The 21,897-nt window shown below is 70.0% G+C and carries 14 protein-coding genes; 1 reads left to right on the top strand and 13 read right to left on the bottom strand.

Translation table 11 applies throughout. From position 1 onward, the window contains the following. Window positions 1-2 precede the first annotated feature (2 nt). The 13 genes from AC07PU_RS20575 to AC07PU_RS20515 all read right to left on the bottom strand — a co-directional run bounded on the left by AC07PU_RS20575 (window position 3) and on the right by AC07PU_RS20515 (window position 20,972). Window positions 3-2,132 (bottom strand): acetate--CoA ligase family protein, encoded by a 2,130-nt coding sequence (locus tag AC07PU_RS20575; RefSeq protein ID WP_495320017.1) that lies wholly within the window; start codon window positions 2,130-2,132, stop codon window positions 3-5. Continuing rightward, window positions 2,129-3,136, bottom strand: a complete 1,008-nt coding sequence (acuI, locus tag AC07PU_RS20570) for an acrylyl-CoA reductase (NADPH) (RefSeq protein ID WP_495320015.1) — start codon at window positions 3,134-3,136, stop codon at window positions 2,129-2,131. Before acuI ends, AC07PU_RS20575 begins: the two co-directional genes overlap by 4 nt. 170 nt (window positions 3,137-3,306) lie before the next feature. Beyond that, window positions 3,307-4,242 carry a LysR family transcriptional regulator gene (locus tag AC07PU_RS20565; RefSeq protein ID WP_209542202.1) on the bottom strand — a complete coding sequence of 312 codons (936 nt, stop codon included), beginning with the start codon at window positions 4,240-4,242 and terminating at the stop codon, window positions 3,307-3,309. 57 nt (window positions 4,243-4,299) lie between these two features. Further along, entirely contained in the window at window positions 4,300-4,467 is a 168-nt protein-coding gene (locus AC07PU_RS20560) for a hypothetical protein (protein ID WP_398493477.1), read from the bottom strand. Between the two features lie 28 nt (window positions 4,468-4,495). Continuing rightward, window positions 4,496-4,696 (bottom strand): MbtH family protein, encoded by a 201-nt coding sequence (locus tag AC07PU_RS20555; RefSeq protein ID WP_057591017.1) that lies wholly within the window; start codon window positions 4,694-4,696, stop codon window positions 4,496-4,498. A gap of 36 nt (window positions 4,697-4,732) precedes the next feature. After that, complete coding sequence (locus tag AC07PU_RS20550) at window positions 4,733-6,046, bottom strand: glycosyltransferase (protein WP_495320012.1); 1,314 nt, start codon at window positions 6,044-6,046, stop codon at window positions 4,733-4,735. 10 nt (window positions 6,047-6,056) lie between these two features. Beyond that, a complete protein-coding gene (locus AC07PU_RS20545) occupies window positions 6,057-13,562 on the bottom strand; it encodes a non-ribosomal peptide synthetase (protein ID WP_495320010.1) in 7,506 nt (2,501 codons plus the stop codon). Window positions 13,563-14,045: 483 nt separating this feature from the next. Continuing rightward, window positions 14,046-14,705, bottom strand: coding sequence for a hypothetical protein (locus AC07PU_RS20540; RefSeq protein WP_398493483.1), 660 nt, complete (start codon window positions 14,703-14,705; stop codon window positions 14,046-14,048). Window positions 14,706-14,783: 78 nt separating this feature from the next. Continuing rightward, a complete protein-coding gene (locus AC07PU_RS20535; RefSeq protein ID WP_495320008.1) occupies window positions 14,784-15,683 on the bottom strand; it encodes an alpha/beta fold hydrolase in 900 nt (299 codons plus the stop codon). Then, window positions 15,676-16,818 (bottom strand): epoxide hydrolase family protein, encoded by a 1,143-nt coding sequence (locus AC07PU_RS20530; protein WP_495320006.1) that lies wholly within the window; start codon window positions 16,816-16,818, stop codon window positions 15,676-15,678. Before AC07PU_RS20530 ends, AC07PU_RS20535 begins: the two co-directional genes overlap by 8 nt. 112 nt (window positions 16,819-16,930) lie before the next feature. Then, window positions 16,931-17,881, bottom strand: a complete 951-nt coding sequence (locus tag AC07PU_RS20525) for an alpha/beta hydrolase fold domain-containing protein (protein WP_495320004.1) — start codon at window positions 17,879-17,881, stop codon at window positions 16,931-16,933. Further along, on the bottom strand, window positions 17,878-19,143 hold the full coding sequence (locus tag AC07PU_RS20520; RefSeq protein ID WP_495320002.1) for an MFS transporter: 1,266 nt from the start codon (window positions 19,141-19,143) through the stop codon (window positions 17,878-17,880). The genes AC07PU_RS20525 and AC07PU_RS20520 overlap by 4 nt, the downstream gene beginning before the upstream one ends. Next, a complete protein-coding gene (locus tag AC07PU_RS20515) occupies window positions 19,140-20,972 on the bottom strand; it encodes a flavin-containing monooxygenase (RefSeq protein WP_495320000.1) in 1,833 nt (610 codons plus the stop codon). Before AC07PU_RS20515 ends, AC07PU_RS20520 begins: the two co-directional genes overlap by 4 nt. A 182-nt stretch (window positions 20,973-21,154) precedes the next feature. Between AC07PU_RS20515 and AC07PU_RS20510 the strand changes: the two genes are divergently transcribed. Next, the gene (locus AC07PU_RS20510; protein ID WP_495319998.1) at window positions 21,155-21,820 is read left to right on the top strand and encodes a TetR/AcrR family transcriptional regulator; all 666 of its coding nucleotides are present in this window, start codon (window positions 21,155-21,157) and stop codon (window positions 21,818-21,820) included. Window positions 21,821-21,897 lie beyond the last annotated feature (77 nt).

Here is a 21,897-nt window from a genome sequence, read left to right as displayed (position 1 = left end):
TTTCAGTTGAGCGTCGGTCCGCGCAGCTCGACCAGGGCGTCGAGCACGCGCACGCCCTGTCCCGCGGCAAGCACGGCGACCGGGTTGATTTCGATGGCCTCCACGAGGTCCGCATAGGCCGCGGCGATCTCCGACAGCCGCACCATCAGGGCCTCGAGGGCCGCGGCGTCGGCGGGTGCCGCGCCCCTGAAGCCGTCGAGCAGCGCCGCCGCCCGCGTCGCGCGCAGCATCCGGTGCGCGCGTGCCGGGCTCACGGGCGCCAGCGCCAGCACCGAATCGCGCACCAGCTCGACCCAGATGCCGCCGGTGCCGACCACCAGCGCGGGACCGAAGGGCGCGCGCCGCGAGGTGCCGGCGATCATCTCGATGCCGCCGCGCACCATCTCCTGCACGGCCACGCCGCGCAGGCGCGCCTGCGGCTGGTGGCGGCTCACGTCGGCCAGGATGCGGTCGAAGGCCGCGCGCACCGCGGCGTCGTCGGCCAGGCCCAGCGCCACGCCGCCGGCCTCGGTCTTGTGAGCGATGTCGGGCGAGTCGATCTTCATCACCACCGGATGGCCGATCTCGCGCGCGGCGGCGACCGCCTGCTCGGCGCTGGTGCACAGGCGCTCGCGCGTCGTCGCGATGCCGTGGTCGGCGAGGAAGCGCTTGGCCTCGCCTTCCGACAGGGGCTCGCCGCTCGCGAAGCGGTCGCGCCAGGCGGGCTGCGGCTGCGAGAGAGCGGGCTCGAAGGCCGGCTCGGGCTGCCAGCGGTGCCAGGCGAGCCAGTGCGCGATCGCCTGCAGTGCGGGGCGCGCGCCCTGCAGTGCCGCGACGCGCGACGCGTGCAGCGGCGCAACCACCTCCGCATGCATGCCGCCGCCGACATTGCTGTAGAACAGCACGGGCTTCGAAAGCGCCTGGGCCGCCTGTGCCGCCGCCTGCGCAATCAGCCGGTAGTTGCCGGCCGCGCGTTCGCCGATGCCCGGCGGGCAGTCCTGCGAGATCGCGAGCACGGCCACGTCGGGATCGGCCGCGAGGATGTCGACGCATTGCCGGTACAGGCTGCCATCGGACACCGCCGCGCCGGTCACGTCGAGCGGATTGCTCGGCGTGGCGAACGAGGGCAGCACCTGGGCCAGGCGTTGCAGCGTGGCCGCGGCCGGCCTGGCGAAGCGCAGGCCGGCGGCCTCGCCGAGGTCGCAGGTGAGCGCGATCTCGCCACCGCTCACGTTGAGCACCGCCACGCCGTCGCCCCGTGGCGCCCGGGCGCCGCTCTCGAACAGCACGCAGGTCTCGACGAACTCGTCCATGTCGTTCGCCACCACCACGCCGAGGCCGCGGAAGAAGTCGAGGTAGGCCTCGTCGGAGCCGGCCAGCGAGCCCGTGTGCGCGGCCGTGGCCGCGGCGCCCTGGCTCGAGCGGCCCACGCGCAGCAGCACGATGGGCTTGCCGGCCGCGCGCATCAGCCGCGCGGCGCGCGCGAAGCCTTCGGGGTCGCGCACCGTCTCCATGAACACCGCGGCGAGCTTCACCTTGGCGTCGCCCGCGAAGTGGGCGAGGTAGTCGTGGATGTCGAGCACCGCCGCGTTGCCGACCGACACCAGGTGGCTCAGGCCCAGGCGCCCGGTGCCGCCGAGCGCGATGCAGGCCGAGCCCGAATGCGACACCACCGCCACGCCGCCGGCGGGCAGCGGGTCGGGCGGCGGCGCGCTGTAGAGCGCGGTGCGCGCATGCACGTCGATCAGGCCCAGGCAGTTGGGGCCGCACACCAGCAGGCCGGTCTGCGCATGCAGCTCTGCGAACTGCCGCTGCAGCGCCGCGCCCTCGGCGCCGAGTTCGGCGAAGCCGCTCGCGAACACCACCGCCGACTTCACGCCCTGGGCCGCGGCATCGCGCAGCGCGCCCATCACCTTGTCGGCCGACAGCGCGACCACGGCGCAATCGGGCACGCGCGGCAGCGAGGCCAGGTCGGGGTAGCAGTGCATTCCCTCGACCTCGGCGGCCGTCGGATGGATCGGGTAGATCTCGCCCGCGTAACCACCGTCGCGCAGGTTGCGCGCGACATAGGTGCCCATGGCATCGGCGCGCGGCGAGGCGCCCAGCACCGCGACGGCGGCGGGTCGGAACAGTGCCTGCAGGTTCATGCTCATGCGCGGCTCCCGGCGATGTGCGACGCATCGACGTCGACGCAGATGCGGCCGCGCACCTCGCCGGCCATCAGCTTGTGCGCATGCGCGATCACCTGCGACAGGCCGATCTCGTGGACGATGTCGCCGAGCCGCAGCGCATCGAGCACATGCGACAGCCGCTGCCAGGCGCTGATGCGCTCGGCGCGCGGCGCCATCACCGAGTCCACGCCGCGCAAGGTCACGCCGCGCAGGATGAAGGGTGCGACCGAGGCCGGGAAGTCCAGCCCCTGCGCCATGCCGCAGGCCGCCACCACGCCGCCGTAGCGCGTGGCCGCGCAGGCATTGGCCAGCGTGTGGCTGCCGACCGTGTCGACGGCCGCGGCCCAGCGTTCGCGCGCCAGCGGCTTGCCGGGCGCGGCGAGTTCGGCGCGGTCGATCACTTCGGCGGCGCCCAGGCTTTTCAGGTAGTCGGCCTCGGCGGCGCGGCCGGTCGAGGCCACCACGCGATAGCCGAGGTGGGCCAGCAGCGCGACGGCGATGCTGCCCACGCCGCCCGCGGCGCCGGTCACCAGCACCTCGCCCGCGCCGGGCCGCACGTGATGGCGCTCGATGGCCTGCACGCAGAGCATCGCGGTGTAGCCCGCGGTGCCCAGGGCCATGGCCGAGCGCGAATCGAGCCGGTCGGGCATCGGGATCAGCCAGTCGCTCTTCAGCCGTGCGTACTGCGCGAGGCAGCCGAACCAGTTTTCGCCGACGCCCCAGCCGTTGAGGATCACGCGGTCGCCGACGCGGAACTCCTCGCTGTCGCTGGCCTCGACCACGCCGGCGCCGTCGATGCCGGGAATCATCGGCCACTGGCGCACCACGGGACCGCGGTTCGCGATGGCCAGCGCGTCCTTGTAGTTGAGCGAGGAATGCTCGATGCGCACGGTCACGTCGGCCTGCGGCAGGACGGACCGGTCGAGCTCGACCTCGGCGGCTGCGAAGCCGCCTTCAGGCCGGGACAGATGGATGGCTTTGAACACGTGGGCTCCTGCTTTTTGCTGCACTGCATCGAAAAACTCGATGGATACAGCGCGATGGGAAGCGCCACTCTATGAGCGAGGTCCGCTCTACTCAAGATCAATAAACGTCGATACGCGTTCTCTTTATTAGCGCATTGAAAGCGCGGCTCGGCGCCGCGTGCCGGCCCCGTTCAGCGTTCGCTGCGCGCCTGCAGCACCGCGGCCACGCTCTCGAGCAGCGTGAGGCTGGCCACCGACAGATGGCGTCCCTTGCGCACGCAGCACGACACCGCCTGCTTCTTCACGCGCGTGTCGCGGATCGGCACGAACACCGCGTGCGGATAGTTGGGATCGAGCCCGTGCAGGTACTGGCTCACGATCGCGATGCCCAGTCCCGCCGAGGCCGCGCTGCGCATCATTTCGTAGGAGTCGGTGGTGAGCGCGATGCGCGGCTGGATGCCGACGCTGGCGAACATGCGGTCGATGGTCGGGCGCAGCGCCATGCTCTCGTGCGGCATGATGAAACCGTAGGGCGCGCAATCGGCCAGCCGCACCGAGCTCTTCGAGGCCAGCGGATGCTGGCGCGGCACCATGATGCAGGAGCCCACGAGGCAGCGCGCCTGCACCTGCAGGCCCGCATGCGGCGCGACGTTGTAGGCGATGATGAGATCGACCTCGTCGGCCATCACCATCTCCACCAGCCGCGGCGATGCGGCCACCAGCAATTCGAAGGTGACCTGCGGATGCCGCTGGTTGAACGGTGTCAGCGTCTCGCGCAGCAGCTCGCGCGCGAAGCCTTCGTTGACGCCCATGCGGATGTTGCCGCGCTTCAGGCCCTTGAGCGCATCGATCTGGGTCTTCGCCGCATTGAGCTCGTTCGCGATGGTGCGCACATGCAGCAGCAGGATCTCGCCGGCGGCCGTGAGCTTGAGCCCCGAGCGGCCGCGGCCGCGTTCGAACAGCGGCGCCTCGACCTCGTCCTCGAGGTTCTTCACCTGCCGGTTGATGGCCGAGGCCGCGACATGCGTGACCTCGGCGGCCTTGCGGAACGAGCCGGCCTTCGCCACCTCGCGGAAGTAGTGGAGCGCGGTCGGGTTCTTGAGCTGGGCGGAAAATTCGCGGGACATCGCGGGCCTCCTGGAAATCCTGTGGCGAGGCCGATGCTATGCGCAGACGTCCCGACGCTATTCCGCGAGCCGCTTCTTTCCGGCCTCGGCCTTCCGGCGGCGGGGCTTGTCGGCCCGGCGCTTCTCCACGGCGGATGCCATGCCCGCGGCCTCTGGGCCGAGTGCCCGCAGCCGCCGCACGTGGACCGCGGCGGCACTGCGGCTGCGCAGGAACAGGAAGATCATGGCCGGGGGCCCGATGCGATGGACGCGCTCAACGTCCCGCCAGCGAGAGCGGCCGCATGTCCTGCCAGTTCGCCTCGATGTAGGCGCTGCACGCGGCGCGGTCGGTGGTGGGCAGGGCCACGCGCCAGCCCGCGGGCACGGCGATGAAGGCGGGCCACAGCGAGTGCTGGCCCTCGTCGTTGACCAGCACCTGGAAGCTGGCGTTCTTGTCGTCGAATGGGTTGGTCATGGCGGTTCTTTCGAGGGGGTGCGAAGGGGCCGGCGCTCAGGCCGCTTCCAGGGATTCGACACGCGGCAGGGCCTCGAGCGCCTGCGCGATGCCGTGCAGCGCGCGGTGGCGCGCGAACTCCTCGCGCAGGGCGTTCGCGCGTTCGCGGTAGCTGGGCGTGGCGAGCAGCTTGCGCACCGCATCGCCGACCTGGCGCGCGGCCGGCTGCGCGGTGCCGAGGTTGATGCCCACGCCCGACCAGGCCACGCGCGCCGCGATCTCGGGCTTTTCCTCCGAGCTGCCGGCCACCACCAGCGGCACGCCGAGGCTCAGCGCATGGTTGACCGAGCCGTAGCCGCCGTTGGTGACCATCGCATGCAGCTTGGGCAGCAGGCGGTCGTAGGGCAGGAAGGGCAGCACGCGCGCATTGGCCGGCACGTTGGCCGACAGCGCGGGCGGCACCGGGCCGCCGGTGGTGGCGATCACGAGCAACTTCGGATCGCCGGCCAGTGCCTGCAGCGTGGGGACGATCAGCTGCGCGGGATTCTGGTTGGCCAGCGTGCCCTGCGTGACCAGCACGACCGAGCGGCCGTCGTCGAGTTCGTCCCACCACGCGGGCGGCGTGAAGTCGCGGCTGGCCGGCGCGAGCAGCGGGCCGACGAAGCGCACCGAGGCCGGCAGGTCGCTGCGCGGGTATTCGAAGGACGGGCCGGTGAGCTGCAGGTAGAGGTCGGGCATGCGCACCATCGCATCGACGAAGAAGGCCGGCAGCGCGCCGGCGCCGAGGCGCCGCAGCACGGCGTCGAAGTGGCGCTGCACGTCGCCGAACATCGCCTGCTGCAGGTTGGCGTTCATCGCCTTGTTGCGTGCGCGGCCCTCGGGCGTGGAAGACGGCGGCAGCGCGGTGCCGAAGAAGGCGGTGTCGCAGCTCGACAGCGGCAGCGCCGAGATGCCGACCGCGACCACCGCGGGCCGCTCGTCGCGCGGACCCAGCAGCAGCGGGAAGGTGCCGCAGAACATGGTGTCGACCACGATGGCGTCGGCCTCGAAGTCCTCGAGGATGGCGCGCAGGCCCGCATGCTGTGCCTCGATCGCGTCGGCGAAGAAGTGCTTGAGGCCGAAGCACAGCTGGGCATGCGGCGAATTCAGCCGGCGGCGTTCGGGAAAGCGCTCGTCGAGGTCGCGATAGTCGCCGTCGATGGCGCGCGCGAAGGGCGTGAAGCTCGCGCCGGTCGCCTCGGCCTGGGCCCTGAACTGGCTCGCGGTGTGCACCCGCACCTCGTGGCCGAGGCCCGTGAGGTGCTGGGCGATGGCCAGCATCGGCAGGACGTGGCCGGGCAGGGCGGTTGCCGCGATGAGATAGCGTGCCATGGGATGCTCCTTAGGAAGCGGTGGTTTCCAGGGCGCGGCGCGCCTTGGTGTGGATGCCGAGGTCGACGAAGTAGCGCTGCAGCAGGTCGCGGTCGACCGGGCGGATCGGCGTGCCGATCGCCTCGAGCTGTGCCTGCGTGGCCGCGCCGCACACCTGCGGCGGCGTGGCCGAGGTGTCGTAGCGGTCGAGGATGGCGAGCACCGCCGCGAGGTCGCGGTCCTGCCCCACCGCGAGCCGCGCATGCGCGCGCTCGAGCCAGGGGTCGAGTCCCACCGGCTCCAGGCGCATGCCCAGCCGCTCGAACACCGGCGGGATGTCGCGCACGCGCAGCGGCGCCTGCCCCATCAGGTGGAACACCTGGCCCCACGAGGCGCGCTGCGCCGCGAGACCGAGGATGGCGCGCGCCACGTCGTCCACCGGCGTGAGGTTCAGCGGCAGGTCCATGTCGGGGATGGCTTCCAGGTCGGCATAGAGATGGGCCACGCGCCAGATCAGGTCGTCGGCGTTGCAGATCGCATGCGTGTGGTCGCCGGTGACCGCGCCCAGCCGGTAGATCGCGACCGGCATGCCGCGCGCCTGCGCCTCGCGCGCGATCGCGTCGCCGACCCATTTGCTCTGGCTGTAGCCGTCGACCAGGCCGCGCCACGAGCTGAGCGCCGAGCGCTCGGTGACCGTGCCCTCCTGGTTGTTGGCCTGGTCGATCACGGCCAGCGTGGAGACGTAGTGCAGCGTCTTCGTGCAGCCCTGCGCGGTCCATTCGAGCAGCGTGACCACGCTGTCGACGTTGGCCGGCTTGAGGCTGGCGTAGGGATGCAGGAAGTCGACCTGCGCGGCGCAGTGGTAGAGCGCGTCGCAGCCGTCGCGCACCAGCCGTACCGCGTCGTCGTCCAGGCCCAGGCGCGGCTTGCCGAGGTCGCCCGTGACGACCTCGATGCGCGCGTCGTCCCAGATCGATTCGAGCTGGCGCGTGGCCAGCGTGCGCTTCAGCCGCAGCGCGCCGGCCTCGGCGTCGGCGGCGCGCACGTGGCAGACCACGCGGGCTTCGGTGTCGCGCAGCAGCGCGGCCAGCAGGTGGCTGCCGACGAAGCCGCTGGCGCCGGTGAGGAACACGCGTCGCGGTGCCAGCGTGGGCGCGACCGCCTGCGCCTGCACATGCGCGGGCAGCACCACCTCGCGCGACAGGTCGAGCGCCTCGGCCGTGCCCGCGTTGTCGTCGATCCAGGCGGCGAGCTCGGCGATCGAGGGCCGGTTGTAGACCTCGGCATGCGGGAAGTCGGCGCGCACCTGCTGGCGGATGCGCATGCCGAGCTGGATCGCCATCAGCGAATGGCCGCCGATCTCGAAGAAGTTGTCGTGGATGCCCACGCGTTCCAGCCGCAACGTCTCGCGCCACAGGCCGGCCAGCAGTTCCTCGGTGGGCGTGCGCGGCGCGACGTACTGCACCGCGGCCTGCTGCTCGGGCACGGGCAGCGCCTTGCGGTCGAGCTTGCCGCTTGGCGTGAGCGGCAGCGCGGGCAGGTGCACGAAGGCCGAGGGCACCATGTAGTCGGGCAGGGCGCGCGCCATGTGGGCGCGCAGCTCGGTCGGCTGCGGATCGGCGGCGGCGACGAAATAGGCCACCAGGCGCTTGTCGCCGGGCGTGTCCTCGCGCGCGATCACCGCGGCCTGCGTCACCTGCGGATGCTGCAGCAGCGCCGACTCGATCTCGCCGGGCTCGATGCGGTAGCCGCGGATCTTCACCTGCTGGTCGGCGCGGCCCAGGAAATCGAGGCTGCCGTTGGCGCGCCAGCGCGCGAGGTCGCCACTGCGGTACATGCGGCTGCCGGGCGCGCCGTGCGGATCGGCGACGAAGCGCTCGGCGCTGAGCGCGGCGCGGTTCAGGTAGCCGCGCGCCACGCCGGCGCCCGCGATGTAGAGCTCGCCCGCGACGCCGAGCGGCACCGGCTGCAGCAGCTCGTCGAGCACGTACATGCGCGTGTTCCAGACCGGCTGGCCGATCGAGGGCTGCCGGCCGGCTTCCATCGGCGCGCTCATGCTCGCGCAGATGGTGATCTCGGTCGGGCCGTAGGCGTTGACCATGCGACGCCCCGGCGCCCAGCGCGCGGCCAGCTCGGCCGAGCAGGCGTCGCCGCCGACGATCAGCGTTCGCAGCGCCGCGAACTCGCCGGGCGGCAGCGTCGAGAGCGCGGCCGGCGGAATCAGCGCGTGGCTCACGGCCCGGGATTCGAGCAGCTCGGCGAGGTCGCTGCCCAGCAGCTGCTGCGCGCCCGGCACCACCAGCGCGGCGCCCGCGTGGAAGGCCATGAGCTGGTCCATCACCGAGGCATCGAAGCCGCAGGAGGAGAACTGCAGCACGCGCGAGTCGGGCGTGATCGCCAGCCGCTCCTGCATGGCGGCGCCGAGGCTGGCCAGGCCCGCATGCGGCACGACCACGCCCTTGGGCAGGCCGGTGGAGCCCGAGGTGTAGATGACATAGGCGGCCTCGCGCGGATCGGCGGGCGGTGCCGAGGGCGCGGCCTCGGACTGGATCGCGATCGCTTCAAGCGTGTCAGAGGCGTCGAGCGCAATGCAATGCGCGACGTCGGCCAGCTGCGGCAGCAGCGTCGCATGCGTGAGCACCGCCGCGGGCGCGGCCTCCTGGAACACGAAGGCGCTGCGCGCCGCCATGTGGTTCGGATCGATCGGCAGGTAGGTGGCGCCGGCCTTGACGATCGCGAGGTGGGCCACGACCAGGTCGAGCGAGCGCGGCAGCACCGTGGCGACGATGGCGCCCGGCGCGATGCCGCGGGCGCGCAGCAGCTGCGCGAGACGGTTGGCGCGCGCGTCGAGTTCGGCATAGCCGACGGTCGCGTCGTCGAGCACCACGGCGGGCGCCTGCGGGCGCTCGGCGGCATGCGCGGCCACCATGGCGGCCAGCGAGCGCGGTGCGAGTTCGCGCGGCTGGCCGCTCCACTGCGCGAGCAGCCGGTGCTGTTCCTCGGCACTCAGGATCGCGAGCTCGGCAATCGGCGCGTCGGGCGCGTCGCAGGCCTCCTCGAGCAGCCGGGCCAGTCGCGCGGCCATGGCCTCGACGGTGGCGCGCTCGAACAGGTCGCTGCTGTACTGGATGCCGCCGCCGATGCCGCCCGGCAGGCCGTCGGCGCCGCGTTGCTCGCTGAGGATGAACGAGAGGTCGAACTTCGCGGTGTCGATCTCCACCGGCTGCGGCGTGATCGACAGGCCCGGCAGGCTGAACGACAGCCGGCTGCTGTTCTGGAAGCCCAGCATCACCTGGAACAGCGGCTGGTTGGTGCGCGCGCGGCCGGCGCCGTTGCGCTGCAGCTCCACCAGGCGGTCGTACGGGAACTCCTGGTTGGCATAGGCCGCGAGGTTGGTGGCGCGCACGCGCGAAACCAGCTCGCGCAGGCTGGGCCGGCCCGAGGTGTCTGTGCGCAGCACCAGCGTGTTGACGAAGCAGCCGATCAGCTCGTCGAGCGCGTGGTCGCTGCGGCCCGCGACCGGGCTGCCGATCACGATGTCGTCGCCCGCGCCGAGCCGGCTCAAGAGGCCCGCGAGCGCGGCCTGCAGCACCATGAAGACGCTGGCCTGCCCGTCGCGCGCCAGCTGCAGGATGCGCTCGTGCACCTGCGGCGCGATCTGCAGCGGCACCACGTCGCCGCGGTAGCTAGTCGCCAGCGGGCGCGGATGGTCGGCCGGCAGCGCGAGCTGCTCGGGCAGGTCCTGCAGCGTGGCCTGCCAGAAGGCGCGCTGGCGTCCGGCCATGCTCTCTGCATCGTCCTCACTGCCCAGCAATTCCTGCTGCCACAGCGCGTAGTCGGCGTACTGCAGCGGCAGCGGCGTCCAGCCCGGCGCCCGGCCCTCGCAGCGCGCCGCGTAGGCCACGCTGAGGTCGCGCGCCAGCGGCAGCAGCGAGGCGCCGTCGCCGGCGATGTGGTGCGTGAGCAGCAGCAGCACGTGCTCGTCGTCGGCCAGTCTGAACAGCGAGACGCGCAGCGGCGCCGTGCTGCCGAGATCGAAGGCATGGCCCGCGGCCGCGTGCAGCTGCGCGGCGATCTCGTCCTCGCTGCTGTCGGCCTCGAGCACGGCGGGGCGCGCCTGCGCGCCGTCGAGCACCTGCTGCCACGGCAGCCCGTCCTCGTTCGGGTAGATGGTGCGCAGGCTCTCGTGGCGCTGCACCAGGTCGTCGAGCGCCGCATGCAGGGCCGCGCGGTCGAGCGTGCCCGACAGGCGCAGCGCCAGCGGCATGTTGTAGGCCGGGTTGGCGCCCTCGAGCTGGTTCATCAGCCACAGGCGGCGCTGCGCGAAGGACAGCGGGATGCGCGCCGGGCGCGGCATCGGCACCAGGTTGGGCCGCGCCACCGATTCCTGGTCGAGCAACTCGGCGAGGCCGGCGATGGTCGAGACCTGGAACAGCGTGTCCAGCGGCAGGTCGATCATGAACTGCTGGCGGATCATCGAGACCAGCTGCACGATCATCAGCGAGTGGCCGCCGAGCTCGAAGAAGTTGTCGTGGATGCCCACGCGCTGCAGATGCAGCGTCTCGGCCCAGAGGCCGGCCAGGATCTTCTCGGTGGGCGTGCGCGGCGCGGCATAGGGCGTGGCGGCCTGCACCTCGGGCGGCGGCAGCGCCTTGCGGTCGAGCTTGCCGCTCGGGCCCAGCGGCAGCGCGGGCAGGCTCACGAAGGCCGAGGGCACCATGTAGTCGGGCAGCGCCTGCGCGAGGTGGGTGCGCAGCTCGGCCGTTTGCGGATCGGCGGACTCGGCCGGCACGAGATAGGCCACCAGGCGCTTCTCGCCGGGAGCGTCCTCGCGCGCCACCACCGCGGCCTGTGCGATCTGTGGATGCTGGAGCAGCACCGCCTCGATCTCGCCGGGCTCGATGCGCAGGCCGCGGATCTTCACCTGCTGGTCGGCGCGGCCCAGGTAGTCCAGGCTGCCGTCGGCGCGCCAGCTCGCGAGGTCGCCGGTGCGGTACATGCGGCTGCCGGGCGCACCATGCGGATTGGCGACGAAGCGCTCGGCGCTCAGCAGCGGCCGGCCCAGGTAGCCGCGCGCCAGGCCTGTGCCCGCGATGTAGAGCTCGCCGGCCACGCCGGCCGGCACCGGCTGCAGGCCGCTGTCGAGCACGTACATCTGCGTGTTCCAGATCGGCCGGCCGATCGGCACGCTCTTCGGCGAGGCCTGCGCGCGTTCGCATTCCCATGCGGTGACGTCGACCGCGGCCTCGGTCGGGCCGTAGAGGTTGTGCAGCTCGGCGCCCAGGCGCTCGTGGCATTGCGCCTGCAGCGCGGGGGACAGCGCCTCGCCGCTGCAGATCACGCGGCGCAGGCTGGTGCAGCCGGCGGCCGCGGGCTCGCGCAGGAAGACCTCGAGCATCGAGGGCACGAAATGCAGCGTCGTGATGCCTTCGTCGGCGATCAGGCCCGCGAGGTAGGCCGCGTCCTTGTGGCCGCCGGGCCTGGCGAGCACCAGCGTGGCGCCGTCGATCAGCGGCCAGAAGAACTCCCACACCGACACGTCGAAGCTCGAGGGCGTCTTCTGCAGCACGCGATCGTCGGCCGCGAGGCCGTAGCGCGCCTGCATCCACAGCAGGCGGTTGACGATGGCGCGATGCGACACCACCGCGCCCTTGGGCCGGCCGGTCGAGCCCGAGGTGTAGATCACGTAGGCCGGGTGCGCGGGATCGATCGCGACTGCGAAGTCGGCCTCGTCGCAATTCGCCAGATCGGCAATCGTTTGCGCCCCATCGATCAACAGGCGCGGGGCGTCGGCGGGCAGCACCTGCGCGAGCGCCTCGGTGGTGACCAGGCACACGGGCGCAGCGTCGCCGAGCATGAAGGCGATGCGGTCGGCCGGGAAATCGGGATCGACCGGCAGGTAGGCCGCGCCGGTCTTCAAGGTGGCGAGCAGCGCCACCATCAGTTCCATCGAACGCGGGATCGCGAGCGCCACCGTGCGCTCGGGGCCCGCGCCGCGCGCGCGCAGCAACTGCGCGAGGCGGTTGGCACGGCGGTTCAGTTCGGCGTTGGACATCGCCGCGCCCTCGAAGCGCAGCGCGACGGCCTCGGGCCGCTCGGCGAGCTGGGCCTCGATCAGCGCGACCAGGTGCGTGTCGGGCACGGCGTGTTCGGTGTCGTTCCAGCCGAACAGCAACTGCCGGCGCTCCTCGGCACCGAGCAGGTCGACATGGCCGACGGCCTGCTGCGGTTGCCGGATCACGGCATCGATGAAGGCGATCAGCCGGCGCTGGTGATCGGCCAGCCCCTGCGCGGTGTGCACCGCGGGATTGGCGTCGAAGTCGATCTGCAGGTCCTGCCCGTTGCCGCGCTCGTAGAGGAAGATGCCCAGGTCCTCGGCCGTGCCGTTCGAGAGGTTGCGTGGCCGCGCCGCATGGCCGGCGAAACGGAAGTCGTAGTCGAAGGGCTCGACGTTGACCACGGTGGTGAACAGCTGCCGGTTGTTGACCAGCATGTTGAGGTCGCTGCGCAGGTGCTCGTAGCGGTACGACTGGTGGCGCAGCACCTGCCGCATCTGGCGGCCCACTTCGCGGATCAGTTCGGGGATCGGCAGGTCGGCGCGCATCGCGAGCCGCAGCGGCACGGCATTGGCCACCATCGCGGGCACGCGCCGCATGCGCTCGTTGTGGCGCGCGGTGACCGGGATGCCGATCGCCATGTCCTCGATGCCGGTGGCGCGGTAGAGGTAGGCCGCGGTGGTGGCGATCAGGATCTGCGGCAGCGTGGTGCCGAGCTCCTGCGCGATCTGCTGCAGCGCCTGCACGCTGGCCGCGGGCAGGTGCACCGTCTGGCGCAGCAGGCCGCCGATGTTGACCGAGCGCTGCGCTGCGAGGCTCAGCGGATCGGGCGCGTCGGCGAAGCGCTCGGTCCAGTACTGGCGGTCGCGCGGGAAGCGGCCCGATTCGCGGTAGGCGCGGTCTTCCTCGGCCAGCTGCGACAGCGGTGCCAGGCGCGAGGCCTCGGGCACCTCGGCGGCGCCTTCGGCCATCGCGCTGTAGATGTCGGCGAAGCGCCGCGCGATCAGCCCGCCGCCGAAGCCGTCGAGCACGATGTGGTGGCTGCGGTGGTACCAGACGTGGCGGTCCGGCGCGAGGCGGATCAGCGCCGACAGCCACAGCTGGCCGTGCGCGAGGTCGATGTTGCGTTCGAAGTCCGCGCGCATCCAGCGCTCGGCCCGTGCCGCGGGATCGGACTCGGCGCTGAGGTCGAGGTAGGGGATCTCGCCCTCGAAAGTGTGGGTCACCACCTGGCGCGGCCCCTGGCCCGCGTCGACGAAGTTGAGCCGCGTGGCCTCGACCTCCTCGGTGATGCGGCGCATGGCCGCGAGGAAGACGGCGGGATCGATCGGGCCGTCGATGTCGATGGCTTCCGCGAGGTTGAAATTGGTGTCGGGCGACGCGAACTTCGCGCCCAGCCACATCGCCATCTGACCCGAGGTGAGAGGCGCCGAACTGCTCAGGGGACCACTGCCTTGCATGCGCTGCTCCAAGTTGGACATGGGGTTGCCAACGGGGCATTGCAGGCGCGAAGCGAATTGCCAGAAGCTGCCTTCTCGCACATCCGCAGCGGGTCGAATTGACATTCCGTTGACATTTAAAAACCAAATGTACAAGCGGTTGCAGTCACTTCGATGGCAGTTTCGAGTGCGGCAATATTTCACGCTCTCAATTGAGCAAGAAAGGTTTCCTGGGGTTTTTCGCACTGCACCCAGAAAGCCTCATTTTCGAGGCGGTTCGGCTTACTTTCAGAGGGAAAAGCAGGAGGAAAAAGTTTGTTGCGTCGCAGCAACTTCAATACGCCCAGCAGGGGTATGGCAAATATGTTGGAGATGCCGCTCAGCGTATTGGCTGAATAAAAACTGCCTAATTCCCACGGAATTCCGTGGGTAATAGAAAAGTGTGGCGAGGACTTTCGGCGTAATTAAATGGCGCCTAATTCGCGTCCTTCCGCCGCGCCGGATCGGGGCTCGCGGTGGGGTCGATCAGGCGCCGCCGCGTGCCGACCGCGACAGCGCCGCCAGCGTCTTCTTCGCGCTGTGCAGCAGCCCGGCGCGCTCGGGCTTCAGGCGCGCCTTGGTGTCGCCCGGCGCGATGATCTCGAAGGCCGTGTCGGCCGCGAGCTTCGTGGCCAGCGCATCGCGCGGCGTCAGGCGCTCGAAGCGCGCGCTCGAGATCACGTGCACCTGCAGATGGCGATGGATGGCCTTCGACAGCTTCTGGCAGGCGGCGGTCATCGCCGCCTCGTCGGGCGTCACGGCGCCATGCACGACGAGCACCTCCACGATGCCGTTCCTGTCCTCGCCGAGCACGAAGGCGCGTACCACCGAGTCCTTGAACTTCGCGCGCAGCATCGCGCGCACCGGCTCGGCCGCCGCGAAGGACTTCAGTGCGATGCGGCGCAGCTCGCGGTAGAAGACGAAGCCGCGGTCGAGCATGACGGTCTCGGGCAGTTCCTCCTTCGCGGCCTGCCGCGACAGCATGCCGCTGCCGACGAGGTGCGCGAGCGTGCCTTCGACCTCGGCCGCGTCGAGTTTCGTCTTCTGGGCCAGTTCGTTCGTGGTGAAGGGTTCCTCGGGGTTCCCGTAGAGCACCTGCAGGAGCTTCTGGACGGAGGGGGACAGGAGGAAGTCGGCGGCGCTCATGGGGGCGATGGGATCCGGTGCGGGGGAAAGGCAGCGATTATGGGAGCGTGGGTTGCGCCGGGGCACGCTGTCGGCGTTTCAAACGAGCCAGCTGCGAACCGTCGACACCGCGTCGGCAAAGTCACGAGGCCTTTCCTGCGGAAGGTTGTGCCCCGCCTCGATGACGCGGTGTTCATGCGCCGCAACGAACAGGGGCGCATCGCTCTTCGTGCCACCGGGCTTGAGGGGATCCTGCGTCCCATCGAGGGTCACGGCCGGAATCGCGATCGCCGGCCGCCGGGCCAGGCGATCTTCGAGCGGCTGCAGCGCAGGGTCCCCGGCTTCCAGGCCGAAGACATGGCGGTAGCAATGGATCACGATATCGACGAAGTCCGGGTTGTCGAAGGACGCGGCGCTGCGTTCGAAGGTCGCCGTGTCGAACCGCCAGCCTGGTGACCACGCTTCCCACAGCAGCCTGCACAGCTCGCGGCGATGCTCGGCCAGACACTGTCGGCCGCGTTCGGTCTGGAAGAGGTGTTGATACCAGCAGACGCGTTCGAGCGCCGGCGAGGCGGGACGTCGCTGCGCGCCGATGTCGATGATGTCGTAGCTGGCGTAGGAAACGAGACCGCCGAAGCGGTGCGGCCACAGGGCGGCTGCCACGCAGGAGGCGTTGCCGCCCCAGTCGAAGCCGGCCAGGATGGGGCGTTGCAGTGCGAGCGCATCGGCGAGCTGAAGGATGTCGAGGCCGCGCGCGGCCTGCTGTCCGCTTCGCAGGGTGGCGTCGGAGACGAAGCGAGTGGGGCCGAAGCCGCGCGCGCAGGGTGCGATCACCCGGGCTCCCGCATCGGCGAGGATCGGGGCGACGTCGTCGAAGGCGTGAACGTCGTAGGGAAATCCGTGCGACAGGATCACGGGCCAGCCGCTGTCGGCGCCCCATTCTTCGTACGCGATGCGCAGCGTCCGGGTCTCGACGCTTCTCAGCGCCCGCTCATTCACGAGCGGCTTCCGACACCGTGGCGATGAAGGCCCGCAGGTCGGCCAGCATCAGCTCGGGTTGCTCCCAGGCGGCGAAGTGTCCGCCGGCCGCCATGTCGGTCCAATGCACGATGTCGTAGGTCTTCGCGGCAAACGAGCGCAGCGGTGGCAGGAACACGGGGTCGGGAAACGCGGCGAAACCCGCGGGCACACGGATGCGCGTGCCCGCGGGAAAGCGCGAGGATCCTTCGAGGCGCTTGCCGTGGTAGATCCAGGTCGCGGTGACGACCGCCGCCGGTGCGACGTACAGCATGATGGAGGTCAGCAGTTCCTCTTCCGAGAACCTGGACCAGAGGTCCGGGCTGCCATCGGCCCGGGCCGGCAGGTCGGCCCATTTGCCGAATTTTTCGAGGATCCATGCAGCCGCGCCGACCGGGCTGTCGGCCATCGCGACGCCCAGTGTCTGCGGGCGCGTCTCCTGCGCGTGGTTGTAGCCGGTCTCCTCGTCGAGGATCGCGGCGCTGCGCGCAGCCCGTTCCCTTTCTTCGGCGGTCGTGGGTGTGGCGTCCTGGGCAAAGATGCTCATCATGTTGATGTGGAAGCCGAGCAGCGCTTCCGGGTGGGTGAATGCCATCCAGCTCGCGATGTGCGCACCCCAGTCGCCGCCCTGGACGATGTAGCGCGTCGGGCCGAAGAGCCGGCCCATCAAGCCATGCAGGAGCTCGCCGGCCCGACGAGGGCCGATCACGCCGGTGATCGGATTGGAGAAGGCAAAGCCCGGCAGGGAAGGGACGATGACGTCGTGCCCATCCGACGCCAGAGGCTGCAGCAGCTGCTCGAACTCGAGGTAGGAACCCGGCCAGCCATGCAGCAGGAGGAGGGGTGGTTTGGAGCCGTCTCCCTTCAGGTGGAGGAAGTGGATGCGTTCGCCCTCGATGTCGGTCGTGAAGTTGGGCAGCCGGTTCAGGCGTTCTTCGACCGCGCGCCAGTCGTAGCGGTTCAGCCAGTGGTCGACGAGGCGTTGGAGATCCTTGATTCCCACGCCCGCGCTCCAACCTCCCGCGTCCGGCAGCTGCGTCCAATCGAAGGCCTCCACTTTCTTGCGGATGGCATCGAGCCGCGTATCGGGAATATGGAGGGTGTAGGGCGAAACCATGGTTCGAAGCGGCTCTTCAGTGGATCGAATCGAGATGTCTACGCTCTCGTGGGGTGCAGGCCTTGTCCGTCCTGGGACTACATTCCCGTGCGACATCGGCGCGTCTTCGACATCAAGGCGGCAGGACCCGCGCGAGAAAGCCGCCGATGTCGCGCGTGCACTGCGCGGCGCCTTCCACGCTGCGGCTGAAGCCGAAGAACAGGTGCGTCATGCCGCGATAGACCTTGAATCTATCCAGACGCCCGGCGGACTCGAGCGAACGCGCCATGGCCGAGGACGCGTCGAGGAACACATCGAACTGCGCCGCGGCCAGGAAGGTGGTCGGCAGCAGTCCGAGGTCCGCGAGCAACAGATTGGCGCGCGGATCGTTCCGGCTGGCCTCGTCGGGAAGGTAGTCGCCGAAGATGGACGGCACGGATGCGAGGTCCGGGAACAGGCCGGCGTTGCCATGGCGGCGCATCGAGTCGGTCGAGGTGTCCCCGTTGAACGCGCCGACGATGCCGACGGCTGCCTGCAGCCAGGGCTGGCGCCCCAGCGCGACGGAGGCCCCGAACGACACGTTGGCACCGGCCGAGCATCCGCCGCATGCGAGCCTGTCGCCATCGATGCCCCATTCGTCGCCGCGTGCGTGCAATGCGCGAAGCAGCGAGGCGGTCTGTTCGACCGCCACGGGAAAGCGGTGCTCGGGTGCATGCGCATAGTCCGCGCTCACGACGATGCCGCCCCAGGCCTTGGCGATCTCGCGCATCTGCCGGTCGTTGGTCCATTCGGAGCCGGTCTTGAAGCCGCCGCCGTGCAGGTAGACGAAGGCCGGCAGAAGCGCCGGGCCGTCTTCCGGCCGGTAGACCACGATCGAGACGGTGCCGCCCTCGACGGGAACGCGCACGCGTTCGATCGCGCGCATCGACGGACCGCCCTCGTTCCAGTACTGGCGGGTCAGTTCCATGCCGCGCCGAAGGCCCGCGATGCCATCGCTCGGGTTGCCGTGCGCCGCGGCCAGCTGGGCCGATTGGCGCAGGGCCTCGCGAAGCGCCGGATCCACGCCCCAAAGGGTCTCGTTCATGGATGCTTCTCCCCCTGCCGCCCGAGTGCATACCGGTAGGGCCCCAGCAGCATCACGGCCACGCTCGCCACCACGAGTCCGATCGCGAGCCCGGCGAGCGTGGGCCCGTAGCTGCCCAGGCGGCTGTACGACAGCCCCATCAGGAACGGACCGAGGCCGGAACCGAACATGAAGACCGCGAACAGATAGCCGTAGATCTCGCCGAAGGCGCGCATCCCAAGGTAGCGCGAGATGAAGAACGCGATCAGGTCCACCTCGGCGCCCAGGCCCAGGCCGATGCACACGGTGGCGATCAGGTAGATCGCGGGATGCGCGGGCGCATGGAGCAGCACGATGCCGATCAACGGCATGAGGATGAAGACCAGCGCCACGTACGGACCGAAGATGCGGTCGAGCAGGAAGCCCGCGAGCAGCCGCCCGATGATGAGCGCGATGCCCGCCGCGCTGATCGCCGTGGTCGCCAGCTGCGCCGAGACGCCGCGGTCGGTGAGGATCGCCGTGATGTGCGCGATGGTCCCGCCGCAGGCCATCACGACCGCGAAGAAGACCAGGGCCAGGCACCAGAACTGCTTCGTGCGGAACGCTTCCCGCGCGCTCAGGCCCGGCGCGGCCTGCCGCGCGAGCGAGGCCGCGGGCACGGGCTCCTTCAGCAGCAGGCAGGCCGGCGGGAAGGCGACGAGCAGCACCGTGGCGCCCAGTCCGACGAACGCGGTGCGCCAGCCGTGCGCCGCGATCAGCGCCTGGGCCAGATGCGGCAGCAGGGCCGCGCCGAGGCCCACGCCCGCCATCGACAGGCCGAGCGCGAGGCCGCGATGGCGTTCGAACGCACCGGTCACCGCCTTGGCATAGGGCAGCGGTGACTGCGCCGCCGCGAAGACGCCGGCCACGCCGTACATGAGGATGAACTGCAGCGGCGTCTGCGGCACCACGCCGAGGGCCGCGATGGACAGCGCGAACAGCACGATCCCCGGCAGCACGACCGCGCGCACGCCATACCGGTCGACCAGCCGTCCCGCGAACGGTGTCGAGAGACTCGTCACCACGAAGCCCACCAGGATCGCCGAGGAGATGGTCGCGCGGTCGGTGGCGAAAGCCTCCGCCAGCGGCTTGACGAACACGCTGAAGCTGAACTGGAGCAGCGGCCCGTTGCCCACCAGCGTGCCGAGCACCGCGGCAACCACCACCCACCAGGGGCTGCGCGCGCGGGACGAGAAACCGGCGCGCGGTTTCGCGACCGCAGAGCCCTGTGCCGCATCGGTCATTGCCGTGCCCCCGGGGTGCCAGCGTCGGGCGTGATCAGGCCCTCGAGCGCCGCCTTGATCAGCAGCGCCGTGACGTGCGAGTAGAAGCGGCACATGGTCAAGGTGCCGCCGGCGACGTAGAAGCCTTCCTGGCGCGTGCGCACCCACATGTTGCGCATCTCGCCATCGGGGCCGATGCCCCAGATCGGGCCGACGCGTTCGGCGACCTCGCTGCCGAACATCGTGCGCACGGCCTCCTGCAGCGGCTGGTAGCCGGTCGCCATCACCAGCATGTCGGCGGGTATCGCAGCGCCGTCGGTGAAGAGCACCTCCTTGTCCTTCACGCGCTCGATGCCCACGCCGGTCTTGAGCTTGATCTTGCGCTCGACGATCAGGTCGGACGCGCCGACGTTGAGGTAGTAGCCGCTGAGGGAGCGCAGCAGCTTCATGAAGAAGCCCGTGTCGTCCTCGCCGTTGTCGAGCATGAAGCCCACGCTGCGCAGGCCTTCCAGCAGTTCCTTGTCGTCCTGCGCCATCTGGCGGCTCAGCGGACCGTGCAGCTGCCGGACCAGGTCGAAGGGGATCGCGGCGCTCATCAGGTCCGTTTCCTCGATCGGCCGCACGCCTTCGTTGGCGCGGTAGATCGCATAGGCGCGCACCGATGCGGGCTCCAGGCCGACCACCGTGGTGGAAGAGCGCTGCAGCATCGTGACCTCGGCGCCGCGCAGATGCAGGTCCTGCGCGATGTCGTGCGCACTGGTGCCGGCACCGACGACCAGCACGGACTTGCCCGCGACCTCGAGGTCGTCGGTGCTGCGGCTCGAATGCACCACCTGGCCGCCGAAGTCTTCCAGCCCGCGGATGCGCGGCACCTTGGGAACGCCGCTCGCGCCGACCGCCATCACGACCTGGCTCGGCCGCAGCGTCCGGATGGACCCGTCCGCTCGTTGCACGCGGACCGTCCAGCGCCTGGCCGTGGCGTCGTAGGTGCCATCGAGGAAGCTCGTGCGGTTCCACACGTTGAGCTCCATGCTCATCGCATAGAACTCCATGAAGTTGGCCAGCATGTCCTTCGGGATGTAAACCGGCCAGGTCTTGGGAAAGGGAAGGTAGGGCAGGTGGTTGGTGCAGATCTCGTTGTGCAGCGTCAGCGAGTGGTAGCGCTTGCGCCAGTTGTCACCCACGCGCTCGTGCCTGTCCACGATCAGCGTGGCGACATCGAGCTGCGCGAGGCGTGCGCCCAGCGCGAGGCCGGCTTGCCCGGCGCCGATGATCAGGACTTCGGGATCTTTCTCGGCGAACTCGGCGGCGGCCTGGCGGCGGTCGAGCCAGTTGTCCACGCTGCGGCGGCCCGTGCTCTCGCGGCGACGGGTCAGGAACGGGTCTTCGGGGAATGCCTTCAACTCGTGAATCGTCGTGAGGAAGTTCAGCGCCTTCCAGCCGCCAGGCTGGGCCGGGTCGGGCGTCAGTCGCAGGAAGCCACGTCCGTGCGCGACACGGGTGTCGAAGCGGAAGAAGGCCTCGAGGGTCTCGACGCCGCCGAGCTGGCCTCGCATCGGCGCCTGCGCTTCGAGGCGGAAGTTGGTCGCGCCGCAGGCCTCGAGCGTGGACTGCAGTGCTTCCGCGATCTCGGACGCTCCCTGCCGCGTGGCGATCTTCCAGGTGAAGCTCAGGATGTCGCGCCAATAGCCGTCGTCACCGAACAGGCTGGCCGCACGATGGCAGTCGCGCTGTCGAAGCGCGTCGTCGAAGCCCTCGATCCATTGCTGCGCGATCTGCCTGCGTTCGCGGGCGCCGCTGTCTGGCGCGTCGTGGCTCGGTGTCCCGATCCCGGTCGATGTCTCATGCATGGGGTGCTGCTTCCTTGTGCTAGAGGCCGCGGTGGATCGCGGCCGGTTTTTAATCAATGATTAAAGTATAGGTTCGGCCATGAAACGGAGACAAGCGGTGCCGCGGCCCGGATTTCCCCTATGGAAGCCGACACCGTTCCGTGCTTTAATCATTGATTAAGAAGGATGCACGCCCGGATTTCATGGCCACGAACACCAAGTCCCGCGCCGACGGCGCCGAGGAAAAGAACGCGGATGTGCAGCGCAGGCTGCTAGCGGCCGCGACGCATCTGTTCATCAAGAACGGCTACCGCGGCGTGTCGATCCGCGAGATCGCGGACCGCGCCAAGACCAACTCCGCGCTGATCTCCTACTACTTCGGCGGCAAGGAAGGTCTGTTCGTGCAGGTGTTCAAGGAGGTCGCCGCGCCGCTGAACGACAAGCGCGCCGCCAACTTCGAGCAGCTCGAGCAAGCGGGAACGCTCACGGTCGAATCGATCGTGCGCGCCTGGGTGGCGCCGATGTTCGAAGGTCGATCCTTGGCCAAGGAAAGCCCGGTCACCACGCTGTCATTCAGCCTGAATGCCGAACAGGGCAAGCTGTCGGAGCAGCTGATCGTCGAGATCTACGACGCCATCAACTTCCGCTTTCTCTCGATGCTCGAGGCCTGCCTGCCGGGCATTCCGCGCGAAACGCTGGTCTGGCGGCTGTTCTTCCTCGTGGGCGCGATCCTGACCGCCACGCGGCCGCATGGACGCAGCTTCAAGCGGCTCTCCCAGGGCAACGCCACGGCGCAGGACTCCAACGAGCTGATCGAGCAGCTGGTGCAGTTCGCCGCCGCGGGCTTCCGCGCACCGCCGCTTCGTTGACTCAGAGGGTGTATTTGAAATGATCTACGCGGCCAGCCTAGTAGCGAGGATACGTGCTTCAGCGAGCCAGACCCAAG

The sequence above is a fragment of the Variovorax sp. GW821-FHT10D07 genome (assembly GCF_059415325.1).
The sequence above is the reverse complement of the archived record's forward strand: the minus strand, read 5'-3'. Positions and strand labels throughout refer to the sequence as shown.